This is a genomic window from Flavobacterium sp. XN-5 (assembly GCF_008033395.2).
Classification (GTDB): Bacteria; Bacteroidota; Bacteroidia; order Flavobacteriales; family Flavobacteriaceae; genus Flavobacterium; species Flavobacterium hiemivividum.
Window position 1 is genome coordinate 109,796 of sequence record NZ_VOGZ02000009.1, and the last position, 14,122, is coordinate 123,917.

General features: G+C 34.0%; 10 protein-coding genes and 1 pseudogene. 2 read left to right on the plus strand and 9 right to left on the minus strand.

Annotation, left to right across the window (positions count from 1 at the left end; genetic code table 11):
* Window positions 1–29: 29 nt before the first annotated feature.
* The 3 genes and pseudogenes from FQU23_RS14125 to FQU23_RS14135 form a co-directional block, all read right to left on the minus strand.
* A complete protein-coding gene (locus FQU23_RS14125) occupies window positions 30–1,544 on the minus strand; it encodes a peptide MFS transporter (protein WP_147674390.1) in 1,515 nt (504 codons plus the stop codon).
* A gap of 27 nt (window positions 1,545–1,571) precedes the next feature.
* Window positions 1,572–3,074 carry a peptide MFS transporter gene (locus FQU23_RS14130; RefSeq protein WP_147674391.1) on the minus strand — a complete coding sequence of 501 codons (1,503 nt, stop codon included), beginning with the start codon at window positions 3,072–3,074 and terminating at the stop codon, window positions 1,572–1,574.
* A gap of 8 nt (window positions 3,075–3,082) precedes the next feature.
* A pseudogene (locus tag FQU23_RS14135) lies at window positions 3,083–5,251 on the minus strand (S9 family peptidase).
* A 180-nt stretch (window positions 5,252–5,431) separates the two neighbouring features.
* On the opposite strand from FQU23_RS14135, the gene FQU23_RS14140 reads away from it, so the two are divergent.
* Entirely contained in the window at window positions 5,432–6,763 is a 1,332-nt protein-coding gene (locus FQU23_RS14140; RefSeq protein WP_147674392.1) for a hydroxymethylglutaryl-CoA reductase, degradative, read from the plus strand.
* Window positions 6,760–7,677 carry a GYDIA family GHMP kinase gene (locus tag FQU23_RS14145; protein WP_147674393.1) on the plus strand — a complete coding sequence of 306 codons (918 nt, stop codon included), beginning with the start codon at window positions 6,760–6,762 and terminating at the stop codon, window positions 7,675–7,677. Before FQU23_RS14140 ends, FQU23_RS14145 begins: the two co-directional genes overlap by 4 nt.
* Before the next feature lie 110 nt (window positions 7,678–7,787).
* On the opposite strand, the gene FQU23_RS14150 is transcribed toward FQU23_RS14145, so the two are convergent.
* The 6 genes from FQU23_RS14150 to FQU23_RS14175 form a co-directional block, all read right to left on the minus strand.
* Complete coding sequence (locus FQU23_RS14150) at window positions 7,788–9,884, minus strand: peptidylprolyl isomerase (RefSeq protein ID WP_147674394.1); 2,097 nt, start codon at window positions 9,882–9,884, stop codon at window positions 7,788–7,790.
* Window positions 9,885–9,991: 107 nt separating this feature from the next.
* Window positions 9,992–11,251 (minus strand): hemolysin family protein, encoded by a 1,260-nt coding sequence (locus FQU23_RS14155; RefSeq protein ID WP_147674395.1) that lies wholly within the window; start codon window positions 11,249–11,251, stop codon window positions 9,992–9,994.
* Window positions 11,252–11,254: 3 nt separating this feature from the next.
* Window positions 11,255–11,449: a hypothetical protein gene (locus FQU23_RS14160; protein ID WP_132111722.1), complete on the minus strand. Its 195-nt coding sequence runs from the start codon at window positions 11,447–11,449 to the stop codon at window positions 11,255–11,257.
* Between the two features lie 17 nt (window positions 11,450–11,466).
* Window positions 11,467–12,024 (minus strand): LPS export ABC transporter periplasmic protein LptC, encoded by a 558-nt coding sequence (gene lptC / locus FQU23_RS14165; RefSeq protein ID WP_147674396.1) that lies wholly within the window; start codon window positions 12,022–12,024, stop codon window positions 11,467–11,469.
* Window positions 12,025–12,065: 41 nt separating this feature from the next.
* Complete coding sequence (locus tag FQU23_RS14170) at window positions 12,066–13,316, minus strand: autotransporter outer membrane beta-barrel domain-containing protein (protein WP_147674397.1); 1,251 nt, start codon at window positions 13,314–13,316, stop codon at window positions 12,066–12,068.
* The gene (locus tag FQU23_RS14175; RefSeq protein WP_147674398.1) at window positions 13,309–14,043 is read right to left on the minus strand and encodes a type III pantothenate kinase; all 735 of its coding nucleotides are present in this window, start codon (window positions 14,041–14,043) and stop codon (window positions 13,309–13,311) included. The genes FQU23_RS14170 and FQU23_RS14175 overlap by 8 nt, the downstream gene beginning before the upstream one ends.
* Between the last annotated feature and the right edge of the window lie 79 nt (window positions 14,044–14,122).

Sequence of the window (14,122 nt, forward strand, 5' to 3'; positions counted from 1 at the left end):
AATATTAAAATAGATAATTCGCTAACTTTTTATTTTTCGTTATCCTCAGCACCGTGAGTTAATCTTTGTAATGGTTTTAACAAAAGGATAAAGATTCCACCAATTAACATGGTAAAAATCAGTATCCCAAGAAAAACTGTGTATTCTCCCAGATTACTTGCAGACTCACCGATAATTCCAGCGACCTTATTTCCTAATCCTGTAGCAGCAAAATAAACTCCCATCATCAGGGAAGCATATTTAACTGGGGATAATTTAGTGATAAATGACAATGCTACTGGGGAAAGACAAAGCTCACCAATGGTATGAAACAAGTATGCCATTACTAACCATATCATACTTGAAGAACCTGATTTTTCAAACTCCATGGCAGCAAACACCATAAATAGAAATCCAAAACCCATGATTATAATACCTACAGCCATTTTAAATATTGACGATGCTTCTTTTCCTTTCAGTTTACGTTTTGCCCATAAGCCTGCAACCAAAGTTGCAAAAAGAATAATAAATCCAGCATTTAAACTTTGGAACATAACGGTAGGAACTTCCCATCCTAGCAACATTCTGTTCGTTTTAGCATCTGTATACAAATTCATTAATCCTCCAGCTTGCTCAAACGCTCCCCAAAAAATAATTACCATTATAAAAGACAATAACAAAACCACAAAACGATCCTTATCAACTCTGGAAGATAATTCTTTGTAAATCATCATCATCAAGGCTACAATCGTAGACAAGAAGATAAATAATAATCCAAAAGCCCAACCTAAATTAAACCATCCAAAGATCGATAGTACTACAAGTAGTGCTGTAACTAATAATTGAGTTCTCGATTTTAAAAGGTCTCCAAAAAGACGACCATAAGAGGAGTCGTCTACTTCATTTGGTTTTGGTGCTTCAAAATTACCAACATGCGTTAAATATTTTTGTCCCCAAAGATATACTACAAGTCCCAATAGCATCGCAATACCTGCTAAACCAAATCCAGCATGCCATCCCCATTTGACAACAACAAAACCAATAACCATCGTTGCTAATAAGGAACCTGTATTTATACCAATATAGAAAATACTAAATCCTTTATCTCTTCTAATGTCTCCCTCTGGATATAAACCTCCAACCATAGTTGAAATATTAGGTTTTAATAAACCTACCCCCAAAATCACCAAGGCTAAACCAGTATAAAACGCCCAAGTATCTGTCAGAACTAGTACTCCATGTCCTAAACAAAGAATTATAGCACCTACTAATACCGCTTTCTTTTGTCCTAATATTTTATCAGCAATCATTCCGCCTGGTATAGACATTACATAAACTAACATAGTATACCATCCGTATAAAGCCAAAGCTTCTTGATTTGACCAAGCCAAACCGGGTCCTCTACCATCGCCAGTTGTTTGAGTAGTCATATACAAAACCAGTAAAGCTCTCATTCCATAATATGAAAAACGCTCCCACATTTCAGTAAGAAATAGGATAAATAACCCAATTGGATGACCAAAAAGTTCTTTTTGTAAGTGAGCTTCTGTAGTAGTTTTCGACATATTATAATGTTTGGTGAATGTTAGTATTTATTTGACTTCCCGCATTAATTTTCTAATTAGTGGAGAAACTACTATAAGTAGTATGCCAGCAATTAAAGCATATATTGCTAATTGATAATATCCTTCAGTGTATCCTTGCAATTTTGTGACTAAAGAGGCGTTCTCATCTGGTGATGACATACCCGCTCCAAGCAATCCTGCTGCGTACTGACCGTAAGCACTCGCTAAAAACCACATTCCCATCATCATCCCTGACAATCTTTTTGGCGATAACTTTGTCATAATAGACAATCCAATTGGCGATAAACAAAGCTCTCCAAAAGTGATCACTAAATAAGCCAAAGTAAATACATTTAAAGAGGTTAATCCTTCCGCATCTGCAAAAAATCTAGTGTAGTAAAACACATAGAAAGCAGCTGCTAGAAACAAGAAACCGACTCCAAATTTTATCACCGTATTAGGCTCAATTTTTTTCTTGGCCATAGCTAACCAAATCAATCCTACTATTGGGCTAAAAATGATTACAAATAATGAATTTGACGTATTGTTGACAATGTTAGGGTTAATTTCGAAAAATAACAAATTGTGATGTAAGTTGTCTTTTGCAAAAAGCGCGAGAGAACCACCACTTTGTTCGTAAAAAGCCCAAAAGATAATGGAGAAAAGTATGAAGATGAATGCAGCGATTAATTTCTTCCTTGCCGCTTCCTCTTTCTCTTTATAAGTTTCGAAAAGGAAATATAAAACAGCCAGAGGACCAATGGTATACATGAAGTAATCAGTATAGTCCGTGTTTTTGATCATTATAAAAATTAGCGGAATACTTATTAAAGCGCCCACATAAACAGCTATTTCATTAGTTGTTCTTTTTGAAGCCGGTAGATTCATCAGTGGCGAATCACCTATAGGACCTAAAGAATGTTTTGTAAGTATAAAAGTAACTAAACCGATAAACATAACAATTGCAGCCGATAAAAAAGCATAACTCCAGCCATAATCAGGGCTTGTTCCTAAATACACACAAATAGCTCCACCTAATAATGCACCAATATTTATACCCGAATAAAACAATCCAAAACCAGCATCTCTACGACTGTCACCTTCTTTATATAATTCACCTACCATCGAAGAAATATTTGGTTTAAAAAAACCAGTTCCAATGATTGTTAAGGTAATTCCCAAATAGAAAAAATCTTGAGGAGAGAATGCAATAATCAGATTCCCAAGAATCATGACCGTTCCACCAAAGAGTAGTGACTTTTTAAAACCTAAAATCTTATCGGCAAAAATTCCACCAATAAAAGTAAAGGCATATACAAAAGCCTGAATGGCTCCATATTTTAAATTTGAATCCTTATCAGATAATGCCAGACCTAAAAGTTGGTCAGCCATAAATATGGTAAGTACCCCACGCATTCCATAAAAACAGAAACGCTCCCACATTTCAACTAAAAACAAATACCATAATTGCTTAGGGTATTTGCCTTCAAAATTTTGAATTTCTTCTAAGGTTGGAACTTTATTATTCATTTATGATGTTATAAATTTTCTTTAATAAAATTAGTCATCTTATTGTATAACTGAATTCTAGTGTTCCCTCCATAAATACCGTGGTTATTGTCTGGATATACTTCTGAATCAAATTGCTTATTTGCCTGAATTAACGCTTGCATCATTTGCATCGAATTTTGAACATGTACATTATCATCTCCTGACCCATGAATTAAAAGAAATTTCCCTTTCAATTTATCCACATGGTTTATAGGTGAATTATCATCGTATCCACTGGCATTTTCTTGTGGAGTTTGCATGTATCTTTCAGTATAAATACTGTCATAAAATCTCCAGTTGGTTACTGGCGCTACAGCAATTGCCATTTTAAACACATCATTGCCTTTCAAAAGACAATTTGAAGCCATAAATCCACCATAAGACCAGCCAAATATACCTATTCTAGACTTATCTACAAACGAATAGTTTCCGATCACTTTTGCAGCATCAATTTGATCCTCTACTTCGTATTTCCCTAGTTGCAATTGAGTGACTTTCTTGAAATCGGCTCCTTTAAAACCAGTTCCTCTTCCATCGACACAAGCAACAATGTAACCTTGCTGAGCAAGCATCATAAACCAATAGTCATTAGAACCGTTCCATCCATTTACAACTTGTTGAGACCCCGGACCGGAATATTGAAACATAAAAACAGGATATTTCTTAGAGGCATCAAAATCTTTTGGTTTGATGATCCACGCATTTAGCTCATTTCCTTTCTCGGTTTTTAGTACAAAAAACTCTTTTTCTGGTAAATTAAAGTCTTTTAATTTTGTTGCTAGTGCAGCGTTGTTTTCAATAACTTTTAATTGCTTACCTGCTTTCGCCTCATTTAAAGTATAAGTAGTTGGTTGCGCAGCACTAGAAAACGTGTTAATATAGTATTGGAAATTTGGACTGAATGTAGCCGAATTTGTTCCTGTTTTAGTAGATAAAGCTTGTTTACTTTTTCCGTTAAGTGCAATTCTATAGATGGCTCTGTTTATAGATCCATTCTCTGTAGACTGATAAAATATAGTATTTGTTTTTTCGTCAAAACCATAGTAAGAAGTTACTTACCAGTTTCCTTCTGTCACTTGATTGCGTAGTTTTCCATTTTTATCATATAAATAGATATGATTAAAACCGTCTGTTTCGCTTGTCCAAATGAAACTGTTGTCTTTTAAGAAAGTTAGATTGTCAGTAACATCAACATAAGCTTTGTCTTTTTCATTCAACACTACTTTAGATACTCCAGTAGTTCCATCAATAAACAATAAGTCTAAATTGTTTTGGTGACGATTTAATACTTGTGCCGAAAGCACATTAGCATCATTTGTCCACTGCAAGCGGGCAATGTAAAAATCATTATAAGAACCTAGGTTAATTTCTTTAGTCGCTTTAGAAACTGCATCGAAGATATGCAAAGAAACTAATGAGTTTTTCTCTCCTGCCTTTGGATATTTAAAAGTTTCAACCGTTGGGTATAAATCTTTATGAAACATTGACATTGAGAATTCAGGAACTTGACTTTCGTCAAAACGAATATAAGCCAGTTTTTTACTGTCTTTACTCCAGTCGAAAGCTCTTACAAAAGCAAATTCTTCTTCATAAACCCAGTCCGTAATACCATTGATAATCGCATTCTTCTTCCCGTCAGCAGTAATTTGATTAGTTGTTTTGGTTGCTAAATCGTAAACGAATAAATTATTGTCTCTAGCATAAGCAATCTTCTTTCCATCAGGAGAAAAAGTAGGTTCTTGTACTTGAAAATCGAATAATTTTGTCAGTTCTTTTGTTGCGGTATTATATAAGTAGTAATCTGCAGTAAAAGAATGACGGAAGATTTGCTTTGTATTAGCCGCGATTAAAATCATTTTTTCGCTAGCGTCAAAAGTATAACTATCAATCATTGGCATACCTGCATGATCTTTTGTGTTGATTAAAGTTGCCGTTTTTTTAAGGCTTGCAAAATCATATAAATCAATTTGCATCGCTCTAGAAGGACGATCAAAGTTCAATACAGTATATTGATTTGTATTTTTCAAGGACTGTAATTTATCCATTCCTTGGGTACGAAAAGTGCCATTGTAAATTTGCTCAACCGAGACTTTTTGCTGGCCAAAAACCGTGAAACATAAAAATAAAAATAAGACCGAAAACTGCTTAGACTTCATACTATAATTTTAAAAGTAAAAATGACCCCAATTTTAGTGAAAAAATTACAATTATATAACATTTCATGTGTTAAATATTAAAAACAATATTTTAAAAGGCTCTTTAATGACGATAATTTAACGGGGATAAAACGGCTAAAAATGTATATTTGCACCTAATTACATTATAATATACTGAGAATGAATAAGCCTATTGCCGGATTTTCTAAATTATCCAAAGAAGAAAAAATAAACTGGATTGCTGAGGAATACTTTTCAACTCCTTCTGCAGCCATTGCATTGCTAAAAAACTATTGGAATACAGACGAAAAAATACAGAAACTACATGATGAATTCATAGAAAACACCATCACAAATTTCTACATTCCCCTTGGTGTGGCTCCTAATTTCCTAATTAATGGAAAATACAGCACCATTCCTATGGCGATCGAAGAAAGTTCAGTTGTGGCTGCAGCTTCTAAATCTGCAAAATTTTGGTCCACCAGAGGCGGCTTTAAAGCAACGGTAATCAATACTGAAAAAATAGGTCAAGTTCACTTTATTTATACTGGCGATGTTTCAAAACTGGATTTGTTTTTTGTTCAAAACAAAGCAAAATTCTTTAACGACACAGAAAGCATAACCAAAAATATGCAAAAAAGAGGTGGCGGAATTTTGGATATTGCATTAAAGGACAAAACCAATCTGCTACCAAATTATTACCAGCTTCATGCTACTTTTGAGACTAAAGACAGCATGGGAGCTAATTTCATTAATTCCTGTTTAGAACAATTTGCCAAAACATTGAAAGAAGAAGCTAGTACCTACGAACTTTTTAGTACTTCAGAAAAAGATATCACTGTAATTATGAGCATTCTCTCTAATTATGTACCAAACTGCATTGTTAGAGCCGAGGTTTCGTGTCCTGTAGAAGAACTCGCAGAAAAACACATACTCAATCCACAAGATTTTGCAGAACGCTTTGTACAAGCTGTTCAAATTGCCGAAGTAGAACCCTTTCGAGCTGTAACCCATAACAAAGGAATTATGAACGGTATCGATGCTGTAGTGCTTGCGACAGGAAATGATTTTCGTGCAGTAGAAGCAGGAATTCATGCTTATGCAGCAAAGTCAGGTCAGTACTCAAGTTTATCACACGCTAAAATCGAAAATGGCATTTTCACTTTCTGGTTAGAAATACCTTTAGCCTTAGGAACCGTTGGCGGATTAACTAGCTTACATCCTTTAGTAAAATTGTCATTAGAAATGCTAAAAAAACCATCAGCAAAAGAATTAATGGAAGTTGTTGCCGTGGCAGGTTTAGCTCAAAACTTTGCCGCTTTGCGTTCTTTGACCACCACTGGAATCCAAGACGGTCACATGAAAATGCATTTAAATAATATTTTAAACCAATTTGAAGCAAATGATGACGAACGTATTCTCATTCGAAAACACTTCAAAAACAATGCAGTATCACATAGCGCAGTAGTTGAATTTATTGACAATTTGAGAAAGAAAATTCAGCACAAATGAAACAAACATTCTACAGCAACGGAAAACTATTAATTACCGGAGAATACTTAGTTCTTGACGGAGCAAAGGCATTTGCTTTGCCTACAAAATTCGGTCAGAGTTTAATTATCGAAAAAAGCACTAATCCGGGTATCGAATGGAAAAGTTTTGATGCAGACGGTCAGATCTGGTTTGAAGATGTGATTCCGTTTTCGGAAATAAAGAATCCTTTGGATAACGAAGCAGAAACAATAAAATCCACTTTAATATCGATACTACACGAAGGTTATGTATTAAATCCTAACTTTCTAAATGACACTATTGGCTATAGTATAACTACCCAACTGACGTTTCCTAAAAAATGGGGACTAGGAACCTCCTCTACTTTAATAAACAATATTGCGCAGTGGTTGCAAATCGATGCATTTAAACTGCTCAATAACAGTTTTGGTGGTAGTGGTTATGATATTGCTTGCGCACAAAATGACAGTGCTATTTTGTATCATTTGGAAGGAGGAAAATCAATTGTGGAGAAAGTTACATTTACAACTAACTTCACGCAGCATATTTATTTTGTATATCTAAATAGAAAACAAAGTAGCAAGACTGCCATTGCAAATTACAACGCAAATAGAAACAACGATTTAATTAAAAGCATCGCAATAAATAACGCAAATACACTAGAGGTTTTAAATGCGAAAACCTTACAATCTTTTGCGCATGCGCTAGAAAAGCACGAGGCTAAAATGAGTATTATTTTAGAAACCCTAACTATTAAAGAAAGCTTGTTTCCTGCTTTCAACGGAACAATTAAAAGCCTAGGAGCCTGGGGCGGGGATTTTGTAATGGTGGTAACTGAGACTGATCCTACAGACTATTTCAGTTCAAAAGGATTTAATACTATTGTCCCTTATAACAAAATGATACTAAGCTAGCAACTCTCTAAAAACGATCAAGATTTGCTTTAAAAAATAGCAAGCATAAAAAAACCCGATACAAATTGTATCGGGTTTTTCATGAAATTAATAATTACCTAAAAATATATTTAGTAATTGAATTCTTGTCTATTGTCTTCAATTTTAGCATTGTCTTTAAGCGCTGGTAAAACTCTGTTTACATCGCTTGCAGATTGCGCTTTCAATTTAGCTACATAAGGAGAATGATCTTTTAAAGTCGCAGCTTTAACAGTACTGATGTTTTTAACAACATATACTCCAGTATTCCCTTCTATAGGTGCAGATAGTTTAGTTGCTGCTAATGCGAATGCATTTCCAACTACTTTTGGCTCTAGTCCAACACCAGTTAACATTGGGTTTTCCATAGTAACATCAGTTGCTTGAAGCACAGTTGTACCTGCTGCCTTAGCAATTGCTTCTATAGAACTTCCTGTCATTTTAGCTTTGATAAGCTCTGCTTTTTTCTTGTTTTTAAGAATTGACTCTACAAAAGGTCTCGCTTGAGTTAAAGTTACTAAACCAGAATCATCGATGTTTTTAACCGTTGCAATAACATGCCCTACGTTAGCTACTTCAAATCTTTTTACTGTACCTATTTTAGAATCACCTTCAAAAGCCCATCTCACGATAGTTCTTTGAGCTCCCAAAGATCCAAAGTTTTCATCCATTGCTTTCACGCTAACCGCTGGCACAACTGTAAGTCCCATTTCTTTTGCTACAGCATTGAAATTTTTACCATTAGCATCCATTTCAAATTTAGTCGCTTGTGTAAACGATTTGTCAGAAGTAGCTTCTGAAGCTTCTAGTTTTAGAGCTACAGTTGCCAAACGAATTCCGTCTTGTCTATCAGTAACTTTGATAATATGGAAACCAAAAGGAGTTTCAACTAATCCAACTGAACCAATACTGCTATTGAATACATAATCGTTAAATGGTTTCACCATTTGATTTTGGCTAAAATATCCTAAATCTCCACCTTGCTGTGCTGATGAATCATCTGAACTAGTAAAAGCCAACATCATGAAACTATCTGGATTTGCTTTTACTTGCGCTAATATATCTTCCGCTTTTGCTTTTGCTTCTTCTTTAGTTCTTTGTTCTTTTTTGTTTGGCACTTGTGTTCCTTCATAACTAATTAAGATATGACTTGCTTTAGCATTCACTCCTGATTTTTTACCCAAAGATTTTGAAACACAGTAATAATCACCAAAAACGTATGGTCCATAAACTTCTCCTGGAGCAAGATTAAATAACTGATCTGCATTTACAGCAGGCAAGTCGTTCTTAGCAACATAAGTAGAATCATAAGGAACATCTGAATTTGAATTTACAAATTCGATTGTATTCTTAGCAGCTTTAAATCCTGCCAAAGTATCGTTTTTACCAGTAGCTTGATTGTACACCACACTTCCTTTCAACAGGGCGGCTACTTTCTCTTTTACTTCTGCTTCATCTTCTTTCGACGCTTTATCTGCAATTAAAACATACTCTACTTCACGAGTTTCGTCTGCCTTAAATTTCTTTTCATTTTTCTTCATGTAATCTAAAATCTCAGCATCAGTAACTTTAACATCACTGTCTTTGATAGTCGAATACAATCCAGCAACGTAAGCAAAGTTCACTTTGTTTGCTTCCATTTCGTATTTTAATTTACCTTCACTTTGAGTTGTATAAACTCCAGCTTTGATCAAAGTATTATAGATTTGATATTTAGCGTTAAGCTCTGCATCAACTTCTCTATCTTTTAAGAATTGCGCTTGTGCAGGGTTAGATTTAAAGTATTCTTTAAATTTTGCTACATCAAACATACCTGCTGCGTTTAAAAACATTGGGTTTTGACCAATATTAGGATCTGCTTTTAAAACAGCTAATAAATGTTTCTCTCCAACTCTTAAACCTAATTTATCAAATTCAGAAGTTAATAAAGCTACAGAAACCTCTTGCTCCCAAACTCTATTTGCTGCTGCAGTTGCACTAATTCCTTGACTGCTTTTTTCAAGATTACTTACTTTAATTCTGAAATCTTCAAATGAGATATCTTTCCCATTGATGCTTCCCACATCTTTTGATGTACTGTTGAAACCACCACTACTGAATAAATCTCCGATGATAAAGGCAAATAATGCAAATGCGATTACTGCAATCATTAAAGCGGAACGTTGTCTAATATTTGATAAAACTGCCATTTTTATTGTTGTTAATTTTACATTCGATTTGCGAAAATACAATTATCTAATTAATAATTATACTAGTAGCGTTTTATTTTACAAAAAAAATACTTTTATAAAATAAATCAGTCTTTTACGGTCAATTTAACCAATTCAATTTTCTTATTTGTAGCCTCTTCTATTACAAAATGATAGTTTCCGATCACAATCACCTCTCCTTTTAAGGGGATATCGTTATTAAAATCAACAATAAAGCCACCTAGCGTACCATATGAATCACTCTCTGGAATACTAAGTTTATAGGCTTGATTTAAATACTCAACATCAAATCGCGCCGAAAATATATAAGAACCATCCTCTAACTCCTTTTCAATCAACTCTTCATCTGAATCGTGTTCGTCTTCAATTTCTCCAAAAAGCTCTTCAACAATATCTTCCACAGTTATAATACCAGAAGTTCCTCCGTGTTCGTCCAGAACCACCGCAACGCTTTTTCGCTTTTTGATAAGCAAGTTCATGACGTCTTTAATGTAGATAGCTTCAGGAACAAATTCTACAGGAATAACTACAGATTGAATGCTTTCAGGCTTTTTAAATAAATCAAACGAATGTACGTAACCCACAATATCATCTAATGAATTTTGGTAAATCACTACTTTAGAATAACCTGTTTCGATAAACAATTCTTTAAGCTCCGCTATTGAATCATTCAACTCAACAGCCACAAGCTCCGTTCTAGGGCTCATAATATCTCTGGCTCTAACTCCCGAAAACTCTAGCGCATTCTGAAAGATCTGAATTTCTGAGTCTACTTCCTCATCATCTTCAACGCTACTCATTTGCTCTGTAATATAATTTCCAAGCTCCACTTTACTAAAAAAAAGCTGTATCTGATCTCCGTCCGTTCTAAAGAATTTTTTCAGAACAAAATCAGAAACCCAGATTAAAAAAGTTGAAATAAAATAGAATAAGACATAGAAAACATAGGCTGGAAGTGCAAAAAATCGAATGAGAACATTTGCATAAATTTGAAAAAAAACTTTCGGTAAAAACTCTGCTGTTATTAAAACAAGTAAGGTTGAAAGCGTCGTCTGAATAAGCAAATTCAACAAATCCGAAAAATGAAAACCCAGAGCATCTAGCATATTCATTAGCAAGGCCCCCATAAAAAAGCCATAAACAACCAATGCAATATTGTTTCCAATAAGCATAGCAGCAATGAATTTTGAAGGTTTTTCAGTAAGTTTAGTAAGGATTTTAGAAATAAAATTATCTTGTTTTTTTTCTATTTCAAGATATATTTTATTCGAAGAGATAAACGCAATTTCCATCCCAGAAAAAAAAGCACTTAGTATTAGGCATAATATTATAACACTAATTTCCATAAATTAGGATTGGTTATTACGGTCATCCATCTTCTTTGCATATTTCTTCCTGAAGAAAAACATAAAAATCGCTAGTCCGGCAACCATCAAACTCAACCAAGGCGTTGCTTCAGATTCGTTCCATTTCACGATTGCTTCATAAATGAAGAATACAGCAAAAACAAGGTAAAGGTAAGGTGTGTATTTTAAGTAACCCATAGTGTAAATATTTATTTTTATTCTGCCGAATCAAATTCGCCAGTCAATCTTTGTGAATTAATAATCTTGAAATCTTTACTAAAATCTATCCCTTGTCCGTTTGAAGAACCTTTGATATCTGTAAATTTAAACTTTTTTTCAGTAAAAAACCATTCATTTTTTTGATGGTAGTACAACTGCTCCGTTTCCATCATCTGTCCTTTTTCAGAAACAATCTTAACTTTTCCTTGCAAATCAATTATACCGGTAATTTTATAGGAAATAGCATAATTAGAGGTCACTCGGGTAGTTTTCCCTTTTTCATCATACAATGTCACATCTATTCCTTTTGGAAATTCTGTAAATGGAAAATCAACAGTGGCAAAATCTAACATCTTCGGACTCAATAAGACAACTTTTATAAGGCCCGAATCTGTATATTTTAAATTCACTTTATCTGCATCTCCACTAGGTGTAAACTCGGTGAAATTGATTTTTTGAACTTCTTTAAAATTACTTTCACACCCTAAAAAAAACAGAGTCACAGTAAAAACTGTGACAAGGTTAATTATTTTATGTTTTGTAAATAAACTCATACCATCATATTGAGAAAGTGAAAGGCATTGTTATGTATTTATTATTGGAATTTTCTTTGTACAAACCATTTATCATTTAATGAAAAACCTACACTAATATTAGCATAATTCTCCTGAACTAAACCGGAAGCAGTAGTTCCTCTTTTCCCTATTTCGAAACCAATATTCACATTCGAAATAGTTCCTGTAATAGGCAATCCAAGTCCTAATGTAAGACCGCGATCATCAATAGATTCACCATTAACAACTAGACCTGTTTTCTCGAATTTCAAACCTCCTCTATAAACAATTCTTTTCGCATAACTTGTAAACGAATTGTAATTAGGGATATAATAACCCCCTACGCTTACACTTCCAAATTTACCATAACCAACATTTTCATAGTCGTTATAAGAATTTGCTTGTCCTGATGTTTTTTGATAAGCTACTTTTCCAGCGATTAACCATTTTTGAGATTCTCCAATACCCGCACTAAGCGAAATCTTGCTCGGAAACTTCAATTCAACAACACTGTTTTGTTCGTCAAGAACATCCACAACACCAACATCAAATCCTGAATTAAAACCGACAGTAGCTATATTTCTTGAGTTTTTAGAAGTCAAAGTATTTTCTAATGTGTAGTTAACACTGGTATATAGATTTATTTTCTTACCAAGTTTAGCCTTGTACATTGCTCCAATATCAAAATTAACTCCTGACAAATCAGCTCTATTCATCTCGCGAGAACCAATAGTAACTCCAGAAGCAAACTCTAAACTATTCGTCTCAATTTTTCCAAAATTATACTGAGCATCTGCTCCAATACTAAAATTAGGGCTTATTTTATACCCAACCCCCAGAAAAGCCTTATTCATTCCTCCTGAACCATCGTAACGTCTGTTATTGATATTAACATCCGCCGAAATAGATTCTATTTTATAACCTACAGAAGAATAAGGAATCAAACCAAATCCAACACCTACTTTACCAAAAGGCAATCCTACCGCAAGGTAATCTAAGGTCGTTCTTCTAGCATTTTCCTTCTTAGAATCTGTTTTTAATTTAGTAGTATTGTAAGTACCTCCAAGCGCAAAAGTGGTGAATTTTAAATTAGCAAAACTCGCAGGATTTTGCAAATTAATATGGATACTATCCTGCTCGACTGCAATTCCTGCCATAGAGCGGCTTTCAGCTGTTCCTTTAAATCTAACATCTCCAATTCCATAAAAAGAGTACGGTGATGAAGTACCTTCTTGAGCAAAGGAAACTAGCGACAAAAGTAAACAAGCGCTTACTATAATTTTTTTAATCATTTTTGATTTTATATTGAAATGTTTGGTTCAAACTTTCTAAAAGAAAATTTGAATTGGCAAATATGGTATTTTTTAATCGTTTAGCCAAAAAATCTGTATCTCCACCCGTTAAAATTATTATAAAATTTGAATAAAGTGTACGATATTCATCTATAAAACCATCTATCTCATAGACCAATCCATTTACAACTCCGGAATGAATGGACTCCGCGGTTGAATTCCCTATAATATTTTTGGGACTTTCCAATGCCAACAATGGTAAATTAGCAGTAAAATCATGCAGCGATTTATACCGCAATTGCAATCCTGGCGCGATAGCGCCTCCAAGATATTCATTACTGTCATTTATAAAATCAAAAGTAACACAGGTTCCAGCATCGATAACTAATCTGTTTTTACCATGAAACTGTAAAATTGCTCCCGCAGCAAGAACCATCCTGTCAATTCCCAAGGTAAGTGGCGTTTCGTACTCATTAGCAAATGGAAATTGATCTCCATGAGAAACAAAATGAACAGCGATGTCTTTTTCGAACTCTAAAAAAGCCTGTTTTTCGACATTTCCAACCGAAGCAACAACTAAATGAGTGGTGTTTGTGAAATTTTTTAAAATATTTTGAATATTTTTTTGCAGTTCCTCTTTCTTAAAAGCAAAATGTTCTAAAAGGATATCTCCCTCAAAAACAGCAGCTTTAATTCTTGAATTACCTACATCAACTGTTAAAATCATAAATTTAATTTTGATTTTGCGAAGGTACGAATTGATTTTTTTAAAAATATGTTTTGGATATACTAAAAATCATTCTATA